Consider the following 24,734-nt stretch of genomic DNA (forward strand, 5'->3'; position numbering starts at 1 on the left):
CTTAGTGAATATACCCGTATTAAATCAAGCAAATTTTGCATTGACTCCTATACTTCGCGATCAAACGACCTCTAAAAGTATCGAATTAGGCGCAATATGTTATAATTTAAAACATTGCCACTTAAATCATCGAATAAGATTACCCCGAGGTTGATATGCCATTACAAGTTAAAATTATTGATTCAGTCAATAAATTTCTAAGCAGAAATGATGCTCACATGAAACTGAATAAAGGTGGCGTTTGTGGTGGTTTAGCAAGCTTATACGTACGATACACTCTTGAAGGTAAAAAAAACGAATTTTTCGAATTATCAAAACGATTAGCCTGCCTCCCCGAAGATTATCAAATGGGACACAATAATGCGATTGATCAATTTATCAGAGAGATTGAAATTGAATTTAATCGATTTAAGTATACTAAAGGTCAGTATTATCAAGGAGATATGGAACATAGCGTTTTAATCAACGGTAAACCCATTAAAAAGGAATTCAGCATCGGCTTGGTTGAAAGCGCGACCAATTGGTCCAATCTTCTTGAACAAATCCGTAACGAAGGCAGAGCGTGTTATATCCGCTCTCACAACCACGCCATAGCCCTCTCCTTTATTAATGATCAATTTGAAATCTATGATCCTAATTACGATGAAGATAACGAGGAACATCCTAATCCCCAGTCAACCAATACCCGGCGATTTAACGCAGCAGATGAGGCAATAGATGAGTTATCCCGGCAGTTTGGCTATCCGGATAACAGTAATGTAGGATTAGGCATAATCGTCTATGCGAATCCTAATGACACATCCCAGGCTACCTACCCCGATAAAAAGCAAGTGTTGCTTAAGTCGCTTCATAGCCAACCGGACTACCAAAGAACAATTGCCCCAAAAGACAAAGACTGGAACTACAACAGCTTGTTCTTTGCTACTAACATCAATGACAGACAAACTATTGAATATCATGTGCAACAAGATGAAATTGCAATAAAAGACTGCGCCTATCTCATGCTGATGGACAGCAATAATGAACTTGTTTATCAGATCTATACCAATAAATCCAACAAAGAAAACAAACAGGCATTAATCTATTACGCACTTTGGTCAGGTACTATTGGACTGTTTCAACGTATGGTTGAAGACTACCAAAAAAACCATGTAGTGACGGCTGTTGAAAAAACAGCATTTAAATTTTTGATACAAAATGACTTTAGCTTGCTAAGAGCAGCTCGGTCAAGAAATCCAGTCTGTATCATGGAAGTACTAAAGCTATACAAAAATTATGACATTCCATTAAACTCAATTTCTGAGCCTCTCTTAACAAAAATAATCATCCAACTCACCAAAAATGGAAATGCAGAACTATTAAAAGCCGTTACTCAAGAAATCCCGGTTCTGCCCGAATCCGTTATCACCTCAGGAATTCGAACTGCTGCAAAGCACGATAAGCGTGGCGCATTAACGTTTTGGCTTGGGGTTCGCGAACAATATCCGATGGTTGACAACAATGCTCTAATCAATAAAAAACTGATTAGCAAAACCTCGCTCTTAAATTTCCAACAATTAATTCAGGCCGGTTTTACAGTCTTACCGTCTCTTTATTCTGAAACGTTAAAAAGAAACCGCCACGAGTTTTTTGAATTGAGTGTTGCCAGTAATCCGTCATCAGAATGGAACGGATTCATCGCATCATTAAAGAGTAACTCACTGGAAGAACCTGTCGATTTGTTAAGTCAAAATCAATCATTATCTGTCCTGCACGTATTAATTAGCTACAAAAAGAATGCATTAATTAAACGAAACTGGCCCGATTCAATTTCCGCCAATGCAGGTAACGAGGCGCTTCAATTTGCCTGCGCATGCGGTAATAAGGAGATGGTTGAATGTCTGACCCGGAAACAATTTAAGGTATCCACTGAATTTCAAATAGAACAAATCAAAGATGCTTTAAAATTAAATGATCATCAACGTCTGGAAGCCATACTGTCTAGTTCTGTTGATTTTTACCAATTTTTTACTCAAACTAACAAACCATTAATTAAAGAATTAATTCAATCAGGTTTCAGTGATTTTATCATCCGATCATGGAATAATTACCAGCATGACGTCCCAAAACACCGTATATTAACAGCAGATCATCTGCTACTGGATGATTTATTATGGATTGCCGTAACCAATAATAATAAACATTTGTACGAACACATTACCAAAGAGTCCCCAGATCTGGCATTAAAGACCATAAAGATAATTATAGACAGTAATAACTCTGATTTTTATCCCTATGCAATCAAGCTGGCTCAAGCACTTCCAAACTCGACCCAATCATTTTCTTCTTCCCTTTTGTATCAATTCATTCGCAATGAAATGAGTGAATACGATCAACGATTGTTTGAACGTACTACAAAAGATGATGAGTTTGCCGATAGACAATACCGTGCCGAATTAAGAATACTCATCCAACCCTTATGTAACATACTGATTTATGCCATTGAAAATCACTATTTTTCCTTTGCCGAAGAATTAAATTCACAGGTTTATTTGTCATTAAATGAAGCCTATGATTTATTTGTTTCAGCCCATCAAAATAAAAATTATAAATCCATTGAATTTCTCCTGGACCATTATCCCAACTTATCAGCAGATAAACAGGTTTATTTAAGACTGGCCGAATCAAAAGAATTTGATTTATTGGCATTATTATTAAAACGCAATCGACTGATGGATCACACAATTTATATCAGCCTGCTAAAAGCAGCGGTAAGGTCACACCATGAACCAGTAATCCAAATCCTTTCCCCATATATCAATTCTGCATACAAAATCGAAGGCTCTCCTCTGTATGAGGCGATTCATGAAAAAAATGAGGAAGGCTATTTGCTCTTGATCAAATACGACGCGGAAATTCCGCCTCGTCAATTGTTTTCACTTGCCATAAAACAAACAAATAACCGCTTGCTGGATGCAGCTTTTCAAAAAGCTAAATTTGAACAATTTTTTAAATCCCATTCTAATGAACTTTTGCGTCTACTGTTTCTCGATGGAACCCCCGAAGCTGTTTTATACTTTTATAAAAAAATGAAACTGGGCCATGAGCAAGATAAAATGAACGATTATTTTGCCGCCTTCATCAATTTTGCCATTACAAACAATGATCTCGTTCTGTTTAGACAGTTGCAGAAAATGGAGCAATTCACCACACACACGAAAGAGTTGTTCAAACAAGCCTGTCTGGCTCAAGCTCCAGATATAGTGAACGAATTATTAAAATCCCCTATTGAATTTGAAAAGAAGCAAGAGCTTTATGAACTACTTGATCATCTGTTTGGTATGAACACAAAAGAATCTCCAAACACAGCGCATACTGCCTACGATTTAATTTATAAACGAGCACTCAATCGCCTGTATGAATTTGTCATTCAAAATAAATACCGTCCCTTTGCCAGCCTGTTTCACTCCATCAATGAGATGACCGATGATCCAGGATTATCCAGGCCTATGAAAAATCATCTGATTTTCAGAGCGTTGGAAGAGAATGATCAAATCATTCTTGGTGCATTATTGGAACAAATCCAAAGTAAGTCTGAAAATCGTTTGCAAAACGAGCTTGAAGTAGATGAGAACATCATTTCTCTTTTTAATGCAAATCTCAATAAACCCTTAATTATCAGCGTCCTTCTGGACCACTATAAAATCGACCACGTTCTTGCTAAAGCAATCGAAATGAAGATGTGGCCATTCATTGCTCATTTTCTTAAAGGGCGTTCTGCTGATGAATTAAGCCCGAACTTAATAACATCGCTTAAGACTCATGGCAATCAACTGGTGCAAGTTCTCCAATCTGAAGCAAAACAAGCGCTTCCCAACGATCCACGCCATGAACTGAATGCTCTTCTTGGCTCGACAGGCAATTTGGCCTTAAATGTTATTCTGAAAGAACAAAAAAAAGCGATACAAGAAGCCATCATGAATGTACAAAATATGATGGAAGAAAACCATATCGATCTGAAAAGCCATTATTATCGCTTTGATTTGTATTACGATATCAAAAATACCAAAACGGCGATAGACACTCTGATCCCTCGAATTGAACAATTTTTTGAACGCAATAAAGAACACTCTCCAAGCGAACTGATATCAAATGAATTGAATCGCAATCAAATTCGCGAATTCAAAGCACTTCTGGAAACCAATAAATTAGTACCCGCATATTTTGATGAACAGTATGAATTGGAAAGTGCTTTTGATGCTCTGAATGCCTTTGATAAAAAATTCCAGGAACATCAAAAACAAACAGAACAGGAAGAATTGCAACGACAACAAAAAGACTTGGATGCCCAACAGCACAGACAACTGAAAATGGAAGCGCAGCAACAGCGCCAGAAAGAGCTAGAGGCACAAGAACAACGAAAACAAAAACTGGAAGCACAAATACAGCGTCAAAAGGAAATCGAGACAGCCAGGCAACCAAAAGAACAGGAAGAACTCCAAGACCAAAAGGTATTGAACACACAGCAAAAAAACACAACATCACAACAGGCATCAGGCAACGCATCCGTGCCAGATAAAGACAAATCAGATGCTGATCAATTAAATCCATTTTCAGGATTGATACAGACTATAGAAGAATATGCCCAAAAAAGGAAAGATGAGTACTTCACTCATCACTGGATCCCATTATTCCAATACACTAGAAAGGATAAACTGGATGCTGTACAGCACTTTATTAATGCGTTGAACAATCCGGCATCAATGATTAATCATCATGATAAAGCCGTATTGAATGACGGACGCTTAAACAAGACCATCAAAAACTATCTTGCAGAACATGAGCTTGCTATTCAATCGTATTTCAAGGCTGATAAACCAATCAAAACAGTGAATCAATTAATCAATGCCCTCAATAAGCAAAATCCGGTGGACAAACTAATACACCAATTGGAGCAGTACAACAAGCAGCGTGCAAAACAACCCGAGATCCATCATTTATCCCTGTTTCCGCAATACACCAGAACAGAGAAATGCACTGCAGCCACTCACTTGATGAATCTTTTGCAAGGTGGAAAGAATGCCTTAACCACAAAAGAGTTAGGAGCCTTAAATCAAGGCAGTTTGGGCGGGTTAATTTCTAAATTCATTGCTGAATTTCAAGCCCCCTTAAAAGAAGCGATGAATGTTCGACAAATGAATAATCTCAAAGATTTAATCAATGCCTGCGAACAGAAGCAAACACAATTATCCTTAAAAAATAACTGAGGGCTGTCATTTCCGGGTTTGTGGAGTTAAATTAATCGATGTCCAATTTTTAAGTAACTCCCCATCACTCCATCCCGAACCCGAGCGTCACGCGATGGTATAGATTCCGCGGTCATAGCCGCGGAAATTCGAAGCATTACCGTCGCTTAAAACTCAACCGAATTCCCGCGGCATTGACCGCGGGATCCACTGGGCTTAGTAAATGTTCTACTGAAGAGACAGCGCAGTTAAGTAGCCTGTTTGCAAGCAAACAGGATTTTATGCACCAATTATAAGCTTCGATTTAGACGCTTGAGAAACCATGATCCTGATTGCGAGCAACTGTCTCTTGGTCACAAATATGAAATCTTGGAGTAAAGTCAGATTTGCGTGCAAACAGGCTACAAACCTGCAGTCATAGCCGCGGGAATTCGATTTATCTCAAGCGCAGCAAGAATTAAGGCTGATGTGGTGAGGAGTTAATTTTACACAAACACCATTCTTATAGCCGAATCAAAATCACCTAAAATCCACTCAGTACGATTTTCCCTCTTGCCAATCCACTTTCCAGTAAGGCATGGGCTTTTCTCAAATTGGCCGCATTAATCGTCCCCATAGATTCTGCCACGGTAGTTTTTATCTGGCCTTCATCGACCAATTGAGCCATTTTGCTCAATATGTCATGTTGTTTTATCATGTCGGGAGTTTTAAACATTGAACGGGTGTACATCATTTCCCAATGAATGGAAATGCTTTTAAGTTTAAACATTTTAAAATCCAAATGCTGCGGATCATCAATTAAAGCAAATTTACCTTGCGGTTTTAAAACGTCAACCAACGCTTTACCATGCTCATCACTGTGGGTCAGACTAATGACATAATCCACTTCAGGATAATTGATTGCCTGCAATTGAGCCTTCATGTCCTTGCTGTGATCGATGACATGATGAGCGCCATTGCCCAGAATCCATTGAACAGACTCAGGACGCGAAGCAGTCCCTATAACAGTTAAATGAGTTAATTTTCTTGCCAGTTGAACCAATACAGAACCAACCCCTCCTGCAGCACCGGTAATTAATAAACTGCCTGGTTTGGTTGGCGATAGTTCCAGACGGTCAAATAGAAGTTCCCAAGCAGTCAAGCTGGTTAAAGGAAGAGCGGCCGCCTCCTCAAAACTTAACGACTCAGGTTTTTTTGCCGTAATTCGTTCATCAACTAAATGAAATTGACTGTTCGTACCTGGCCTTGTTAAATCCCCTGCATACCATACCTCATCCCCAGGCTTAAATAACGTTACTTCAGGCCCCACTTCAATGACCACACCAGCGGCATCCCAACCCAAAACCTTGGGTTGATCGCCTTGTGGTTGAACATTGCGTCTTATTTTAGTATCGATGGGATTTACCGCGATGGCTTTAACAGCAACCAGAATATCACGCCCTGAAACTTTAGGAGCTGGCAGCTCCAGATCAAGTAAAGCCTGATCATGATCAATGGGCAATGACTTAAAATAACCTATTGCTTTCATAATTCATCCTTAATAAAAATAGCAGCACTTTAAATCACTTGGATCGGCTAAAACTATACCATTATTTCTTCATCAATTTGCAGGAAAACGCGCATCAAGCCCAGAAAGCTCAAAAATTATGAATTCAACATGAAACTATACCGAGCTCATTCGTGTATCTGTTTAATGAACGAAAGGAGCTTTTTATCCTCATCAGTTAACATATTGTCTGAATAATCTGGATTTAGCTCATACCACCATTGCTGATTAAAATAATGCTGCAAATCAGAAGATTTAAAGGGTCTTCCATATTGAGCAAATACGCTGTTACGCAAGAGTCGTAATTGCGATGAAGTCATTTTAGATAACTCATTTACCGGATTTTCAGAATTTAAAATGGGATAAATCATTTTATAACGCACAAAACTTTTAGGAGTAAACAGACACAGCGAAAGATCCTCCTCAGGATGAAATTGAGGCAAATCCCATACATAGTTCCTATTGGCACCAGTACCGCGAATGGTCATGCCAGCGGGTGTCGTCTTGAGATACTCCTTATTGCCGTCAATTTCAGAACATAACCGTGTTGGGGTGTTCGGAATGACTTCCACTCGGGTATGCCCTATGGTTTGGTTATGCCAAAGTGCTCCCGTCTTGAGAACGTAGGCAACCCAGTGATATCCCATTACATCAAAAGTAGCGCCGGTATCATAATCATGGTGGATACGTACCGATGCCAAGGGAGGAAAGACAGTAGTCCATAAATATGCTTCATCATAATACAATCCCTTATCCCTGTTTGGAGCAATTTTTTCTTTATGCGCAGAAACTGTAATGCCATCAACAAGTACCTGAAAATCATAGACCAAAGGTTGTCCTTGCCCCGTTTTCTGCCCTTCAGGCAGAGCAATAGCACTTGATTCTTCATTGTACACTGGAAACGGGAACCCCATCGACACGTTCAATTGTTCATTCAAAGTATTTTGAAAATTAAAATCACAACTGTAATGCCAGGAACCATTCATCTGTGAATTATCCAGGTTCTTTCCAGTGATGATGATGACTTCATTAACCATTTTGATATCCGGTTGCGATATAGGGATAGGTAAAGAACCCTCACCACCAAAAGCGGTATCGTTTGCCACTACTTCTTTGGAAACAAAAAGCAGCATCATTAAAATCAACAGTGCAGAATTTTTGAAGTGTTTAACATTGCTTCCTGCCATGAACTCACCTTGGTACCAAAATAATATACATTATAGTTAATAATTCCTGTTCTGGATTAACTATAAGGAGAAGTCTATACTTCGCTGTATTCCCAACCATATGGAATTGAGCATGATCATTTCACATAACCACAGCATGAACACGAAATTAGCCGAACACCAAAACAGACTAAAAAAAGCAGAGAACCTCAGTCTTCCTCTAAGTGAAGCGCTCAAATTACTTGATGGATTATCTCAATTTGAGCTGGGACGATTTTTATTATCCAATAGAGGCCTTAATGGATATTGGACTGCCTATATCATTCTCTACAGCATGAAAAAAGAATCCATGCACCCCTTGGAACATTGGCTTTTATATAAATCACCAATATGTCTTGCAACTAAAGAACGCTTTAAAATATTTCAGGAACAAATTCAAGCGCATTTACAGGATAACTGGACACTGGCTTCAATTCCCTGCGGATTAATGGACGATCTTCTCAGTCTGGATTATTCAAACAAAACCAACATCAATCTGGTCGGCATCGATTTGGATGAGAGTTCTCTAGAACTTGCTGCACAGAATGCGATCAAACATGATTTTAAAAATATATCTTTTTTAAAAAAAGATGCATGGAGTCTGGACATTGAATCGCAATTTAACTTAATAACCAGCAATGGTCTGAACGTCTATGAACCTTATGATGAACAAGTCACCTTACTTTACAAGCAATTTTATAACGCATTAAAAAATAAAGGGATTTTAATCACCAGTTTCCTTACTCCCCCCCCCAGATTAACCAGCCAATCAACCTGGAACAATATCAACAGTGACGATGCCATCAAACAACAGATTATTTTTAGCGAGATCATACAAGCCAACTGGCAAACCTACAGAACGGAAGAACAAACCCGTGCTCAGTTGAATGAAGTAGGATTTGAAGTCTTGAACGTGATTTACGACAGCAAGGGAATATTCCCCACCGTAATTGCCAGAAAAAATTAATGTAGAGCAACTGTGCCTGCAATTGCGCCAGTAATTAAACCTGCACACTTAAAACAATATTCCTGGCGCCTGCATTCCTTCTGAACTCCATTAAATATATTCCTTGCCAAACACCCAATAATAACCGGTTATCAAGAAAGGGAATACTCAAGGAAGCGCCACAAATTATGGATTTAATATGAGCCGGCATATCATCAGGACCTTCTTCCTTATGTCGGTAATCTCTGTTTTCAGGAACAAGATCACAAAAAAAATGATGCACATCCACTACTACATCCGATGAGGCATTTTCGTTTAAAGCCAAAGCTGCTGAAGTATGTTGAATAAACACATTCAGAATTCCTGAACCCGGGAGTTCAACCTGATTAAGTATTTCGTTGGTGATAAGATGCACTCCATAAGGCTTAGGTGATAATTGAACTAATTTATGAGTGATCACTGAAGCGTACTCCCAATTAAAAGCACCAGAATAATTAGCCTATCTCTACTATACTGTATAGACTAATAAATTAATTATAAGCTGATTTGTGTTGCGCAGGACACTTTATGCCAAGAACATTTTTTGAAAAGCACTCACCGAGTAATCTTAGATCGGAACTATTAGCATTGAATCGTTTGTTTAAAAGCAACAAGTTTATGTCAATTCAAACCATTGAAAGCTTAAATGAATATAAAACTCTTGTATCCTCATATATTCAATCTCCTAATTTTTCCAAGCTCAAGCCCTACATACAAAGAGTTGCAAATAATATTTTAAACAAAATTAATGAACGTATATACGTATTAAACTCCATTGAAGACGATAAGGAACTTTACGATTTATCAGAATGTTACATTCAAATTCCATCTCATAATGCTCTGGCGCAAATGCATCACATGCCTGCTGGTAGTACGGAAGATCAACAGACTCGCCTCATGCACATGAGTCAAATACTGAGCAATTGCCATTCGCTGCCCGTAATCACCAGCGATCACAACAACTTACCCGAATATTGGTCGCAATTATTCAGAGAGATAGGCGCCGGGAATAGTCTCACCGCTTTTCACGCATTAAATCAAATTCCTGCAGACGACATAATTCTCAGCTCCCTGCTTGCCGTGCACCCTAAAGAGTACGTGCAGCAATTAATAGACTATTCCATTCAGGCATTAGAAAATGGGGTGAAAGAAATTAATTCTGATATCGTAATCACTCCAGGGACATTTGAAGTATTGATCACGGATTTGGCAACAACCCTACTGAATCCCTCCAAAATGATTTTTTCCTTTGGTTTACCCACCCATCATGCGTTTCATGATGAAGGCAGTGGTTTTTGTCTTATCAACAAGACAGCCGTACTCATGAAGTATTGGGAAACTGTTCACACAGAACCCTTGCATTACATTATTGTTGGAACGGATGTAAACAGAGATAATGGTTTATGCGACATAGTACGACAAACATCATCTCATATGAATATTTGCCACATTGATGTCTTTGACTCACGAGTGTACCCCGGGCAGAATCATCTCGACATTAATAAAGAATTCAATTTAACCGGCATAGAGGTTGGCGAACAAATAAAATATTGGAAGCATAATAACCTGGATTATTATGCGGTTGATTTGAGCCTTACCTTCCGTAAAAAAATTTCTCTTCATCCAGCGCTTCAGTTTGCTCTCGCCAAGATAAAGGAGCAGATTGCACAGGCTAAAACTCATCATCATCACATTGCGCTATTGTTACCAACAGGCTGGGATTCCCATGAAGACGAAACCGCTCCCTGCGGAAAATGGATTAATGAGCGGATGATGTCACTATCTGATGCAAGCAAAACTCGGTTTAATGATGGGGATTTAACTTATTTTTATGAGCAAATATTCCAGCTATACAACAAAAACAAAGAACTGATTAAAGGCATCTATTGGGGATTGGAAGGAGGTTATGACAGAGCAATGTATGAACGGCAAATCAGTTTATTGGCTCAGATTATCACTGCACATTTACCTCATCAGGCTTCAAGTTCCAGCTCTGCGGGTATGAGTTATTAGATGCTATTGAGAAGTTATCGCAAAGAAAATAACCTTTTGATTTATATTATCATTTTCAAAAATCATGCTTGAAAAGCAATGGTCTGTGATTTATTTTTAACCCTCGCTGCCAAAAAGATACTCTGTTGTAAATCTTATATGCAAGTGATACTCTTTTGCTGATTTTTTTAATAAACAAGTCAGGAGTACAGAACATGATGTTGAAATCCAAATTAGCCGCTTTTGCTGGTGCATTAATTCTCGCAGGATCTGCTTTTGCTGGACAAGAAAGCCTATGCCCCAATATCAATGACATTAAAGCAGAAGGCATTTCTATGGCTGAAGAAATTGGGCTAAATCTTTATATTAGCTATAATATTAGCAACTACAATACTGAATCTACCTGGGGATTTCTGATTGCACCAGTTGAAGCAGATTCTGCTGAAGTAGCTATTGAAGGCGCTAACGAAATTTTAAGCACAATGAGTGCCCCTGGTGTTCCTGAGCAACATGGCGGAGCTGTGATTTGCGATTACGATACAGGTCGTCAGGATGTGTTTGCTGCGGCGATTAATGATAATCAACAAATTACTCCAATGAGACTAAAATACTTTTTCAAAAGAGCCCATTAATAGCCTAATGCCTGATCCCGCAAAACGCGATGCGTTTTGCGGATTTGAAATACTCACCGCATCTAAAACACGTGCTCACCCTCTGAGATGAATTCGTTATCAATCCTTGCTTGCTCCACTTTCCATGTGAATTTTACGAAAAAACCGATGTATTACTGGCGACAACATAATCACAACAATTGCAATAAAAGCCAATCCACTAAATAACGCATAAACTCCAGCAAATAGTTTACCTGATGAAGTAACTAAAGTAGCTGCGGGTCCCATTCCAGAAAGAATCATTGACGCATTTAAAAACGAATCGATCCATGACATTCCTTCAAAAACATGATAACCCAACATACCCGTTCCTAAAGCGGCAATAATAAGGGACATCCCAATAAACCAATTACGAATTAAATGCAGATACATATTGGCTGGCGGAGCCAACCGTCCATTCCGAAATATCTTCATATCCAATCCTGCAGTGAATTAGTTTACCTGAATTCATCACCATTCAATTCACGCCATATCCTTGGCTGTTGCTTCATACTTCAATGCTTTTTCTATAGTAGGGTATTGAAATGTAAATCCTTCATCCAGCAGACGTTTAGGAATGACTTGTTGACCGTGATTAATTAAACAATCACCCATTTCACCAAATAAGAAATGAATAACAAAAGCAGGGGTCATTAACAATAATGGACGATGCAAGGATTTTGCATAAGCTTTGGCGAAGTCCTTTTGCATGCATGGATTAGGAGAGGTAATATTCACTGCACCTGTAATATGAGGATGATTGAGCAAAAATCGATAAGCATTGACGACATCCTTACTGCCTACCCAGGAAATAAATTGCTTTCCATTTCCTATAACACTTCCAAATCCGCTGATAAAACTGGGATATAATTTTCCCAACATTCCTTGCCCTTTCTTTAACACCACGCCGAATCGAGTTGAAGTAACAGCCAGTCCTGCCGCTTCAGCCTCTTCCAAAGCTTGTTGCCAACGTATCCCTACTTCACTTAAAAAATCTTTAGGGTGGGAAAAATCAATAGATGTATCCTCGCTTAATACCGTTTGTTCACCATTCTCCTGCATGCCATAGATTCCAACGGCATTCGCACAGTAAAAATGAGGATTAGCTTTTTGCTTTATAATCCAGCGCACTAAACGCTGTGTAGTTTCGACTCGTGAAGAGATGATTTCTTCTTTTATTTTGGGTGTCCAGCGTGATGCTGAAATATTTAGCCCACTCAAATTAATGACCGCATCAAATTGACTGGCGTCCAATTTATCCAGCTCATCCCAGGCAACGGATACAAATTGTCCTGAAAATACCTGACGCAATAAATCCTTATGTCTGCCCAGAACAGTAAAATGATGCTCCTGAGATAAACCATGAATCAGTTCCTGGCCAATTAATCCTGAAGCTCCAGCTATTAAAATATTCACGATGAACTAAACTCCTTTAGTACAGTTCTAATTGACCAGGGTCTTTAAACAATTAAATTCATAATCCCATGAGGCTATCCGCTACTATCCTTCAGGGCTGTAATACTACGCCAAAATTTTAATGTGACTGCTAATAAACCCTACTATATCTTCAGATAATTATCAAATATTCAGCTAAAGGGAAGGCCTGACTTTATGAGAGCGAATAAATACCTCTTTTCTTAGGTACTTTTCAACTCCTTTCATAAAGAGTTACCCGAATTCACGGGCATAATAAAAAGGGCATTAAATCTGGCCAACAACAGGAACAAGGTAAGCTCCTAAGGGCTGGGGTTATATTTGAATAACAATAACCTTACATAATAGAGCAGGTATTTATTATTTCATCCTCTTCCGATGTCCCCTCCTCAATATGATTTTCCGGAGCAAAAGTGATCATTTTGCTTGTCAAAAGACTGGAAAGGGAATGAATGGACCTGTCCAGTGCTTTTGAACTTCCATAGTGATCGCACTCTATTGACAATCTGGATTCAAGTTTAGCCCCGGGATATGCAATTTGACTTATAGTATAAAACTCAGGTAAAAATGTACTTTTAAACAGTAACTTGTGGTCATCCCAGACCTCAGCTTCCATTGAAAAAAAATGAGAGATGCCCTGAGAAAGATAATATTCTGCAGTCTCCAGATCATGAAGTACAAAACTGAAGCAACTCCGACCATCCTTTTGTCTGACTTGCGGACAGGTAACAACATTAAAGGAATCAAGGTTTATATTGTGTTTCAGAGTATTAATAAATTTAGCCAATACTCTCGAATAATATAAATCTTCACCTGAGGCTGGAACGGCCCCCAGAGAATCAAGCACCTGAATTTCCAACTCATTTTTGTTTAATTGAAGTCTTAACAGCGATAAATGGTAACGATTACTGTATCCAACCACAGCCCAAATAGCGCCTGACTCTTTTAATGTCTGAGAAATATACTCGATTTCTTGCTGCAGGTCGTTCTGATCGGCTAGCAGAAATACGATTATTAAAGACGGGTATAGCTGGGAAAGAAGGAGTCTGACTCCGTTCATAAGCCAAATATGATTGGTATTCTCTGATAACTTACGGCTGAAAATATTCAGTTTTCCCAGATTAGAAACCCGTCTGGACAACATGATCACTTCAATTGCTTGCAGCAGGAGTGTTTTTGTCTTAATGGTCATGTCTTTTAGCTGACAAAGTTCCATTAAGGAGGAATGCAACCAGTATTCTTTCTCATCAACAGATTTAACCAGCCCCTCTCCAATAGCCTGTTCTGCAATTTGTCTAACCGTCTTAAAATCAGATTGTTCATTCAGATGGGTCATTAAAAATTGCAATAAGCGGGAGGTTATCCGATGAATACCTGATTTAGAAAGTACATCGTTATAATGTTTTTTTAAAAATTCGGCCCTTCTGATTTCCTTGTGGAATTTCAAAGTCTGATACAACACACTCATCCCATCAGGGAATAGCGCTTTAATCTCAGGTTGATAATAAAAGGTAAGCCATTCCCATACTTCAATTTTTGTCGAGTCAAGAGCACAGCTGAGTTCTTTTGAGTTCATTGCCACACGTACCGCTTCGGAATAATGTTCCTTAACAATCTTAAGTTTATCCAATTCAGAACGGCGAACAGCTTTTATAACCACAGTGGTCACAGCCTGCTGCAGTGCTTCAGGATTGCTTTCCAAAATACCGCACATAATCAGCATTAGTTCCGCTGAGCATATCTGAAAGGCTTTAAAATTTTGGCTGCAAACCATGGCCTGTACCTGATCTGCTGCAAAATCCAGCAGAAAGCGGCAGATTGCCGGGTGTTCACAAACAACGCAAAAAAACAAATCATAATCTTTGGCAGCCACAACCTGTTTGGCATCCACGAAAGAAAGCATGTACTGCAATAATTCCAGATGACCGTTAGCGGCTGTATTTCGCACTGTATAAAAATTATTGTGCGCCAGCAACATGGGTGCAATTCCTGGATAGGCCCTTAACCATTGTTCAATAAGATCAAACTGATCAGAATATGCTACCCTCTGAAAAATTTTTTGATTTTGGCTGGTCAGTATTTCTGCCGCATCGGAAGGCAGCATTTGTAAATATTCGTCGACCAGTTGAAATTTACGATATCTCGCGGCCTTGAAAATAATGGCATACTGTTCCATACGTAATAAATCAACGATGCTCTCGGGATTTTGCTGCAACCAAAAATGAAGAACTTGACTGGGTAAATACCAACGTTCTTCAAAATATTGATAAGAAAGAAATTGGGGAAGGTGAGCACAAATTTCCCGACATTGATCTGGAAATTCTTTGAAACACCACCGTGTCATCGCCAGAGAAATCCTCGGCATGATGGTTTGGATCGATTCAGAAAATACAGCAGCAAATTCTTCTGGATGGGCGTTTTTTAATTCTTCAGCAGCTTGTATGTTTTCATTGCGCAACAAGACATCAAATAAACTTTCTTTTATATTATTTGATTTAATAGTAAACATAGGGCATCCAAAAAGACACCAATTGTACATTTTATTTTCAAAATGTCAATATTTGTTTAATTAGCTAATGCATCACCATGCTGATTCAATGATTATCCGAATCAATGGTTTCAGTGAGAAAGCTAATGAGGTCAATGTAAGATTTACTTTGACCTCATTGACTCCATTAAACGGAGCTGTCCCCAAAATAAAAAAATTTGCCCGAACATCAAACCCGGACGCTTTTTGACTTTAGCCTATCCGGAAGTTGACATTGACACCGGTCAACATTGCCTGGCCATGATTATCACCGATGCCAGGTTTGTTATCCAGAGAATGCTGTTCTACTACAACTTTACCTAATCCGGTGTAGCGCGCAAATACCCCAATACTGGTATTCTCATACACGTCCATACTCACACCAGCCTCCACATTATATGCAAAAACGTTTTCAGTGTATGAGAAAAATTCAGCATTGTTGCCAAACGCCGGAGAATTGTTAATGGTTGCAAGCGCGCTATTACTGCTTACACCTATTCCGCCTCCTGCATAAAGGCTAAAATCGTGTGCAATATTTAATAAATAGTACAAATCCACCATATATTGCCGGGAATTAATATCAATATTTGCATTAACGTATCCCGTAGGCTCTGACGCATTAAAAACATAATTAGTGACGAACTGGTTAGCACCAAGAATATCGGTGTATTTAAAATCAATCCGAAAAGGAAGGCTCTCAAAATCATGAATTAAAGACAAGCCCCAAAAAGCACTGTTGTGGTCGTAGGTTTTATCACGTACAAGTAATGGGCTAGTGGGGGGGATTAAATAGGCAAGAGCAACCTTTTGTTGTGCGTATCCACCATTTACGCCAATAAAGTTCCCCCCCCTTCGTACCTGATACAACGCAGGGACTTGTTTGCCTGATTTATCCAGATTCATTGCAGGCAAAGAATCCGGCTGCTTACTAATAGCGCTTTTTTGTGTGAATACAAAATACGGTTGGTTGTTTTTCTTCAGTGATGTTACATAACCTTGTAATTTTGTTTGATTATCAAAAGGGCCTGCAATAACAGTGTAATAGCGTTTGTTAGTAACCGTTTTTTCTGAAATAGTAGATCCGGAAATACTTTTCTTTTCAAGTTTATGGATTAATTGTTCGGCCTGATATCTTTTATCATAAGCTCCAAGCTGAACAAAATAGGTGCTTGAAAAAGCGCTTGAAGTTAGCGAAAAAAGTAATACTGCTGATAGGATACGCATATAAATCCCTTTTTATGTAAAAATTTATTTTAAAAACACCTGTTTGGTGACAAAGCTGCATTGCAAAAAAGCAGAGCAAGCCATGATAGTCATTTATTTTAGAACTGACAATATCTAAAAATTCCTTTGATTTCATATGGCTTAATTTTTATGAATATTTAATGTTGCCATGGTTGAATAAATGGGGGCTAAATTCCCGCGGCGATGATCGTGGGATCCAGAGAATAGGAGTTGTAGCCTGTTTGCGAGCAAACAGGATCATGGTTTCTCTAGCTTCTAAAATTTGTGCATAAAACCCTGGTTGCGAGCAACTGTCTCTTGATCACATCTTGTCCACGACCAGCGGATTTGATCGCAGAACCAGGATGGCTGTGCTAAAACATGGGATCCCGCGGTCACAGCCGCGGGAATTCGCATGATATGTGAGAGCATGCTGCATTTCGAAATCCCGCGGCGAAGACCGCGGGATCCATAAAGTAGAACCGGACTGGTTTGTGAAGATGTGTATAAGATTCAGTTGCGAGCAACCAGGTTACTTAAATGTGGCTAAATAAATGTGAACCGAATTGCCGCGGGAATTCGGGTGCGATGGAAACTAATGCCGCGTAGGCCTGGCTTCAAAGAAATACATCTTAAATGGATATTGGGTTCTTACCCCTAAAACAAAGGTATTTAAGTTCATATCGATATTAGTAAAAAAAAACACACAACAAAGTGATCATTTTTTATCAATTTGTGTTACAATTTAGCCCCCAATACAATTTAGGAGCATATTATGGTAGATCGTAGAAATGTAAGTGAAAAATTAATTGGAGCAACTCTATTCCCTACTTTACAGAGCTATCGCAGACCCGCTTTTTTTTCTAGTTATAACTCTGTCAGTGATTTCGGTTTTCGAATTGCATCTATAGCTACCGCACCTGTCTTATTGTCTTTAGCTAGCATTTCTCTGCTCTTGGAAGCAGCCAGCAAGCTATTAAAAGTTTTTTCAAACATTTTAATGTTTCAATTTGCCAAAGCTACAGATAAATTAGTAGATTGTGCTACGTTATCAGTAATGTCTCCCATATTTGTCCTTGCTGCTATTTCAAGCCCATTAGTTAATTTAATTGACTTGATTGGTGGTGCAGTGAACTCTTTGTTTCACTCTTCAAATGCAGATAATTCTGAACTCCAATATGATGTTCAACCTCGATATTAAAAACATTTTTAATTATTGACCACCCCGAACAGTACTTTTTTGAGTCTGATAATGCACAACAATCAGACTCAATGATGTTTTTATTTAACAGCAATTCGAGTTATTTCAGATAACTTATCAAATCAAAAAGATAATACAGCCCCAGTAACCGTAATAGATTCAACACGTACTCGCTTATCCAGAGCACCTTGTTTTCTACCTGAATTAAAAAATAATGTGGTATTATCAATAAGATGATCGAGATCTTCTTTACTGATCGCAGGACGGATTACTCGGAACGACTCCAGGGATTTAACTGTACCAAACTCATTAATAAACTTATCTTTGACGGTTTTAGTTAAGTGAGGATTATTTTGAATTGCAATCACACCATTGTGAACCTCTTTTCTATATTCGGTTTCAAAATTCACTAATTTTTGCTTTAACGCACGAGCACGATCGATCACCACGGCTGTTTCTGATTTAAAAATTGTAAAAAACTGCGCCAGGAAATTGGATAATTTAACCATCCATCCGTCATGCTGCTGAATAAAATCACATAACAGGTTATGGGTTTCTTTAAGTGAAGTCAGATAATAATGTTTTTGTGTTAATGAAAATGAAATTCGCCTATATTCGCCATAAGCTTCAGCTACAGTATGATTTGCAGTCAGAACATGAGTCAGCGTTTCATTTGAAGCATGGGCTATTAATTTTTTTAAATCGGCATCCCCCCTGGATAAGTGCTCTTCATGAACCATAATGTGATTTTGGACCTCAATGGATTGTCGCTTCAAATCAGCTAAATATTCCGTAGCCAGTAATTTCAGTTCCGATTTACACTGAGCATCAAGGGTTGATGGAATTTTTTTGGCTATAGAGTCCTGAAATGAATTAGAGGTAACCAATCGATAGCCAACTGCAAGAAAGCTGGTTACCCAACTCACTCCATACAAGAATTTTGATGATATATTTTGCAAGATTCCGGGAGCGTTTAATTGATTAACTTTTTCAACTAACTGTTTTTTTTTAATCCCTTTGGTGTGTTTCATCAATACCGTAAATGCATCCATTGAGTGATTCATAAGCTCTAAAAAATATTGTCTGCCAGTGACCCTCTGCTCATTCTTCAACAAAGCATTTAATAAGCATTGGATCTTGGTTATGTTCTCAGAAATTTCTTGCCGGGCATCACGTGCCGCAATTAAAGAATTAATCCCGTCACTCAATTCATCCAGACAGGAGTGCAAATTCAAAAATTTTTTAACTTCTCGTTCATCTGCCATAAAAAGGGCTGCGAATCGCTCATTAAAATAATCCTGCAGCGATTTTTTTCCATCACGTGTTTTGGCTTCTTCAATGTCTAATTGTTCCAAAGCCTGTTCAATTTGCCTGATTTTTTCTTCAGTCAATTCAGTAAGACCCTTAACATCCAGAATAATTTTGTCCAGATCGATAACAGCGTTAATTGCAATTTTTTTCCAGTCGCTTAAATTATCAATTCCAGTCTTAAGAAGTTTAAGGGTATAAAAAAAGCAAACAAAAAGTGATCTGAATTGTTTTAATTGAGTCATATCCTCCGTCTTGATTGCTAATAACTTTTGGATGTGTCCTATTAAAATATTTGCGTTATTCACTACATTCTTTCGAGGATTATCATATAGTTCACCCAGGATAGTTCTTAATTCTTTTAACAGATGTATTTCGTCTGATGCTGTATCAGGAAAAAGTTCAATTGATTCTTCTATTACAAATCGGCAAAAAGCCACTGCACCAAATGAACGTCCACCGTAAACGTTCAATTTCAAAAAATGATCCGTCTTATGATGGGCAAGATCTCTTTTTATCGAAGAGAGACTATCTATAGAAGTGAAATAATCTTCTATTATGGCGACAGTATCGATAATTCCTTGTTCGTTACGTGCTTCAGTCCCTCGCCATTGTTCAAAACGTTCCCTTTTAGTCAACATCATCATCCTAAATCCGTTAATTGGTCGTCAATAAATCCTGCTATCGATCAGTCTGATAATTAAGTCATCCTGAACGCAGCACAGGAATTCCAAATCAAGTATCGTGCCTGTTTCAGGATATCACTCACCTCATTTCAATGAGCGTTTCCCGAATGTTTAAGCAGATACCGGTCCAATCCTGCCGAGCCTCAATCGATATTAATTGATTATTTCAAGAATATTAAGTGTATTTTTTAGATTATTAATTATCAAAAGATTCTCAGTGTGAGAAACTAACTGATTAACTGCTGTTATGGGTTTGACTTGAATACAATTCAATAAAGCAGGTGTTGGAGGAGCCATAAAGGCAACGGCATTACCCGACATCATTAACCCGTTGATGAACGATATAATTCTGGAGTAGCGCATCAGCCGATCCCTTATTTCAAATAATTGTTTAATTTTACATCATTAGGATAATTATTCAATCATTTTGATAGTGAATTGCAAAATAACTCCACACTGTGATATAAAAATATTGACAGTATGCTGTATAGTACATTAGGGGCTGTTTACATTTCATTATATTCAAGCCTACTTTCCGCGACTTGTTCGCGGAATCGATAGATCGTGCGTAAAACAAGAATATATTGCGCCTATAAAGAGTGAATTGGATCCCGCGAACAAGTCGCGGGACGTCGAAACTTGAATTGTCAACAGACCCTAGGTTCTACACACTTAAATTTGGATTGGTTTAGTAGAAAGGATGTCTCTATGAATACTCTGTTTGTTGATCCGGATATTGCAAAAGCATCAACCATAGCTTCACAATTTTATACCTCACCGGATTGGTTTGAATTAAGTAAAGAAAAAATATTCAGTAAAACCTGGCAATTCTGCCTTGGTACCGATACGTTGAATGAACAGGGAACACTCGTACCGCATAACTTACTTCCTGATTTTTTGAATGAACCTTTACTCTTTACCAAAGATGAACAAGGTATTACACGCTGCTTAAGTAATATTTGCACGCACAGGGGCAAAATTCTGGTAGATCACCCCTGTACCACGCAAAAAATAAAATGTCCCTATCATGGTCGTCGATTTAATTATCGTGGTGAATTCCTCTATATGCCTGAATTTGAACAAACTAAGGATTTTCCTTCACCTCGCGAACACCTCACCCCAATCCCTTTCAATACGCTGGAACCTTTTATTTTCGCATCTCTGGCTCCAACAGTTCCTTTCAATGAAGTATTTGCTGATATTAAAGAAAGATTGTTCTGGCTTCCTATGGAGCAAATGCGTCTTGATAGAGAGCGCTCCAGGGATTACATGGTTAAAGCACACTGGGCTTTATATTGTGAAAATTATCTGGAAGCCTTACACATCCCGTTTGTCCATCCTGGATTAAGGCAGGTCATTGATTGTACTACCTACACCACTGAGTTGTACCGATACAGTAATTTGCAACTGGCATTAGCTCGTGAAGGAGAAGAATGCTTCGAGTTACCAAGGGAATCTCAAGATTATGGAAGGCGAGTTGCGGCGTATTATTATTGGATATTCCCTAATACCATGCTGAATTTTTATCCATGGGGCTGCTCTGTTAATAACGTTCAACCCATCAGCCCCGAGCTGACTAAAGTGTCTTTTTTGACCTATGTTCTGGATAAAACAAAACTGGGCAAGGGCGCAGGCGGAGCACTGGATCAAGTAGAACTTGAAGATGAGGCAGTTGTAGAATCCGTACAAAAAGGAATCAAATCACGTTATTATGATACGGGGCGATTTTCACCAACAAAAGAACAAGGGACTCACCATTTTCAACGATTGCTTTGTGAATTTCTAAATGAGTTCTGATGTACAACGGTTATCCCCCCACTTTTACCGTATAAAGTACGGATGCAAATAAAGTAAATATTCAATACAATTTGCATAGCTGCCGGAGAATTGTCAATGGCCTGTGATAATAAAGTGAATCAAAATGTTGTATTTAAAATCTGAAGTTGAATTACTGGAAAATTCTTTGGTCAAACATATTCCATGGCTGGTATGGAGAGATGAACAGCTTTTCGATTGCAGGCTTGATAATGTTAACCTGATTCGTCTCCAGGCTCCGCTTGAAGAGGCCCAAAGCATGCCTTGGGACACCACCTGCCCACACCAGGCAGCCAGCAGTATTTTGTGGGGGCATCTTGATGCAACTGACGAAGATTTATGTAATGCTTTAAATCATCACCTGCATCATTCATCATCCTCCTCTTTTTTTTTCGTTTTTTCCGGGCATGTAGATGCAAAAATGATGGCTATTGTATCGACGGGAAGAAGCCGTTTATTTGAAATTTTTATGCAGGGTTTGCCAATCCATATACGAAATTTTGTAAGCGCAAAGTGCTATTATAAATTGCACTTGCTCGCGGTAGAGCTAGGGTATTTTCCTATGTTATTATCGGTTGAAAAATTTATTTCAAGACCTGCTTTAAAATTGATGATTAGTTCGCAGTTGGGTTCAGCTGTAAAATATAAACACCCGCGTATTGTAGAGCATTTTATCTCCATGGTTTCTCCTTCGTTTTTGATAGAATATGCAAAGACTGCGAAGCAAGATGGATCTCTGCATGCCCATTTGATTGAGACGCTTTGCAGTAGTCAATTTGGCATTACGATACTTTTTGAATTATTAAGTTATGATTTCAGAATCCCGATCGTATCCCACAATGCAGATCCAGTTACGGACACAGGATTTTGCCTTTATTATTCCGAGAAAGATGAATTCGGAATAGTAAAGACAATCAAGAATAAGTTTAAGGAAATGGCCAAGGCTCCAGGATTTTTAATCTATCCATATTTTCTAACTTTTCTGAATAAAATAGATGCATTGCTTGACCAGGAGCAAGCAACATTACCCCAGCATCAATTAATGTCCTGGTTTCATGCCGGGTTTTTGCGAATTTATATTAATAAATATCTTTTGAACCATAATGATCTGCGCGTCCAAATAGATGACAAACTGTTCAGCTTTTTCAGGATGCTGATGTTTAGCGATAATTTGGAGACAATCAAGTACCTCCATAAATTGGTAGCAGCATGCAATTGGCATTTCCTTTCACTCCAATTTTCCATGTTCGGATATCCTGGGTTTTATATGCAAACCATGGAACAAAGCAAGGCATCCAGTTTGTATATTCTGGACAAATATATTGAATTTCCCGAGCTTCATACAAGTAACAAAGACAATATGTTTGCCCAGGCTCTTGCAATTGCCGCAAAAACAGTAAGATATTTTTTAATAAATGATTTTGACTTTAATTTCCAGGATGGCAGAGTTTTACTCAAACTTTCCAGAGTAGCTCGAAAAGAAGCTTCCAGACTTGCCTTATCCAGGGATTCGCAGAGCCAGATATCTATAATGGCAACTCCGTTTATAATCAAGGCAGCAGGATTACTTGCAAACAGATTTGGGCACAATCAATTCATCGACAATTTTTTAATCCGCGAGTCCAGGTTGATTTTCCCTGCCTATCGTTACAACACAGTGCCTGACAGGGCCTTTGAATTTCAAAAAGGTTATCCATTGTGGTTTAATCGTTCAATACAAAACCCGGCAAGTGATTTTCATGATTCCATAGAAGTAATCGAGTCTATTTTTATATCTACTGGCAAATTTGAACTATTCTGGGAATTTTTAAACGAAAAAATTGCGAATAAATTGAAACATGTTCCCGCTGTGCCCAAATCGCTTTACAAAAGAGGAACCATTCGGTTCTTTGAAGAAAGTTATCCAGCGCAAAACACCATGGATTGGTATCTCAGCCTCTCACCTGAAGAACGAAAAATGCATCAGGCATTGCATTTGGCATTACTGGAACTCGAGCAGTTGGATGGTTATAATATACCCACAAACAGTACCGATGACGGAGTGCCCCGATTCTACGGATCTGTCCCGCATAAATCTGCAGATTTATGCCTGATAAACCGCTTATTATTCAAGGAAAGTTCCAAAGACATACGCGGAATTCGCCATGGTGTGGAAAGCCATCGGATCCAGTGGGCGGCAATCCGTTTTTTTATTAAAGCAGGCATTATTCCACTACCCGCAAATAAAACCCCCCATGATTTGCTTGTACATATTGTTACAAATGATTTATGGATGCCTATGTTTGATTCTCCTGAGGCCAGTTTTCGATCCCCCATGTTCCTGATGAGCTGGCTGCGTCATGCACCTCAATATGAAGCCTTGCAAAAAGCAGCCGTTTTTTCGTTCTGCAAAAGCATGCATAAGCTGATCGAATATTATCAAAGCAGAACTATTCATAGGTCCTATGAAAATCTGATAACAACACAAGCCTGTTTTGATGAGCAACTTCACTCAAATTTGCCATCGATTACCAGGCAGGAGCTTTCGGGCTACAGGGAATATGAAGGCGAGGCTTCAAAAGATGGGGTTGTAAACTGGTCATACTATATGAAACCCCGCCTGACGATGTTCGGAACTGCACCCTCGGCATCATCATCATCGTCATCGTCATCGTCATCAAACATTAACATCGTCTGTTGAAGTGCGTAGGACCTATGCATAGAACACATTTAACTTGAACTACAAATGTACATAATATCGTAGCAGAGTGCCCATGCCCAAGTAATTTCAAAATTAAAATAAATATAATGAAATCAGAAAGCTATTCCCGTGGTAATCCCCCTATTTTTACTCTTTTTCAATGATCGTTGCAAACTCCTTAAAAAATACAGTTATATTGTCATCAAACTTTATTTTATCAAATAAAGATTCGCCGCTAAATATAGATATAACAAAA

16 protein-coding genes are annotated in these 24,734 nt (G+C 38.6%); 7 read left to right on the forward strand and 9 right to left on the reverse strand.

Annotated features, from left to right (window positions below; translation table 11 throughout):
- The first annotated feature begins 218 nt into the window (after positions 1-218).
- Positions 219-5,246 (forward strand): hypothetical protein, encoded by a 5,028-nt coding sequence (locus ELY21_RS04280; protein ID WP_127107216.1) that lies wholly within the window; start codon positions 219-221, stop codon positions 5,244-5,246.
- A gap of 502 nt (positions 5,247-5,748) precedes the next feature.
- Here ELY21_RS04280 and ELY21_RS04285 read toward each other — a convergent pair.
- Together ELY21_RS04285 and ELY21_RS04290 are read right to left on the reverse strand one after the other, a co-directional pair.
- Positions 5,749-6,753: a zinc-binding alcohol dehydrogenase family protein gene (locus ELY21_RS04285; RefSeq protein ID WP_127107218.1), complete on the reverse strand. Its 1,005-nt coding sequence runs from the start codon at positions 6,751-6,753 to the stop codon at positions 5,749-5,751.
- Between the two features lie 146 nt (positions 6,754-6,899).
- Positions 6,900-7,958, reverse strand: coding sequence for a YARHG domain-containing protein (locus ELY21_RS04290; RefSeq protein WP_127107220.1), 1,059 nt, complete (start codon positions 7,956-7,958; stop codon positions 6,900-6,902).
- 112 nt (positions 7,959-8,070) lie between these two features.
- On the opposite strand from ELY21_RS04290, the gene ELY21_RS04295 reads away from it, so the two are divergent.
- On the forward strand, positions 8,071-8,943 hold the full coding sequence (locus ELY21_RS04295; RefSeq protein WP_158618510.1) for a class I SAM-dependent methyltransferase: 873 nt from the start codon (positions 8,071-8,073) through the stop codon (positions 8,941-8,943).
- A gap of 34 nt (positions 8,944-8,977) precedes the next feature.
- Here the strand turns inward: ELY21_RS04295 and ELY21_RS04300 are convergent, their stop codons facing one another.
- The gene (locus ELY21_RS04300) at positions 8,978-9,382 is read right to left on the reverse strand and encodes a secondary thiamine-phosphate synthase enzyme YjbQ (protein WP_127107224.1); all 405 of its coding nucleotides are present in this window, start codon (positions 9,380-9,382) and stop codon (positions 8,978-8,980) included.
- Between the two features lie 107 nt (positions 9,383-9,489).
- On the opposite strand from ELY21_RS04300, the gene ELY21_RS04305 reads away from it, so the two are divergent.
- On the forward strand, positions 9,490-10,974 hold the full coding sequence (locus ELY21_RS04305; RefSeq protein ID WP_233588659.1) for an acetylpolyamine aminohydrolase: 1,485 nt from the start codon (positions 9,490-9,492) through the stop codon (positions 10,972-10,974).
- A gap of 194 nt (positions 10,975-11,168) precedes the next feature.
- The gene (locus ELY21_RS04310) at positions 11,169-11,585 is read left to right on the forward strand and encodes a DUF4949 domain-containing protein (RefSeq protein ID WP_199741633.1); all 417 of its coding nucleotides are present in this window, start codon (positions 11,169-11,171) and stop codon (positions 11,583-11,585) included.
- A gap of 99 nt (positions 11,586-11,684) precedes the next feature.
- On the opposite strand, the gene ELY21_RS04315 is transcribed toward ELY21_RS04310, so the two are convergent.
- The 4 genes from ELY21_RS04315 to ELY21_RS04330 form a co-directional block, all read right to left on the reverse strand.
- The gene (locus ELY21_RS04315; protein WP_127107226.1) at positions 11,685-12,038 is read right to left on the reverse strand and encodes a hypothetical protein; all 354 of its coding nucleotides are present in this window, start codon (positions 12,036-12,038) and stop codon (positions 11,685-11,687) included.
- A gap of 48 nt (positions 12,039-12,086) precedes the next feature.
- Complete coding sequence (locus ELY21_RS04320; RefSeq protein WP_127107228.1) at positions 12,087-13,019, reverse strand: TIGR01777 family oxidoreductase; 933 nt, start codon at positions 13,017-13,019, stop codon at positions 12,087-12,089.
- Positions 13,020-13,374: 355 nt separating this feature from the next.
- Positions 13,375-15,546 (reverse strand): hypothetical protein, encoded by a 2,172-nt coding sequence (locus ELY21_RS04325; RefSeq protein WP_127107230.1) that lies wholly within the window; start codon positions 15,544-15,546, stop codon positions 13,375-13,377.
- Between the two features lie 231 nt (positions 15,547-15,777).
- On the reverse strand, positions 15,778-16,788 hold the full coding sequence (locus ELY21_RS04330) for an SPOR domain-containing protein (RefSeq protein WP_127107232.1): 1,011 nt from the start codon (positions 16,786-16,788) through the stop codon (positions 15,778-15,780).
- A gap of 775 nt (positions 16,789-17,563) precedes the next feature.
- On the opposite strand from ELY21_RS04330, the gene ELY21_RS04335 reads away from it, so the two are divergent.
- Complete coding sequence (locus ELY21_RS04335) at positions 17,564-17,989, forward strand: hypothetical protein (RefSeq protein ID WP_127107234.1); 426 nt, start codon at positions 17,564-17,566, stop codon at positions 17,987-17,989.
- 122 nt (positions 17,990-18,111) lie between these two features.
- On the opposite strand, the gene ELY21_RS04340 is transcribed toward ELY21_RS04335, so the two are convergent.
- Both ELY21_RS04340 and ELY21_RS04345 read right to left on the reverse strand, forming a co-directional pair.
- Positions 18,112-19,944: a hypothetical protein gene (locus ELY21_RS04340; protein ID WP_127107236.1), complete on the reverse strand. Its 1,833-nt coding sequence runs from the start codon at positions 19,942-19,944 to the stop codon at positions 18,112-18,114.
- A gap of 192 nt (positions 19,945-20,136) precedes the next feature.
- Positions 20,137-20,346: a hypothetical protein gene (locus ELY21_RS04345; protein ID WP_127107238.1), complete on the reverse strand. Its 210-nt coding sequence runs from the start codon at positions 20,344-20,346 to the stop codon at positions 20,137-20,139.
- Between the two features lie 345 nt (positions 20,347-20,691).
- On the opposite strand from ELY21_RS04345, the gene ELY21_RS04350 reads away from it, so the two are divergent.
- A complete protein-coding gene (locus ELY21_RS04350; RefSeq protein ID WP_127107240.1) occupies positions 20,692-21,780 on the forward strand; it encodes an SRPBCC family protein in 1,089 nt (362 codons plus the stop codon).
- A 124-nt stretch (positions 21,781-21,904) separates the two neighbouring features.
- Positions 21,905-24,478 (forward strand): hypothetical protein, encoded by a 2,574-nt coding sequence (locus tag ELY21_RS04355; RefSeq protein WP_127107242.1) that lies wholly within the window; start codon positions 21,905-21,907, stop codon positions 24,476-24,478.
- Positions 24,479-24,734: the final 256 nt, after the last annotated feature.

This window comes from Legionella sp. km535 (assembly GCF_003990085.1).
GTDB lineage: Bacteria > Pseudomonadota > Gammaproteobacteria > Legionellales > Legionellaceae > Legionella > Legionella moravica.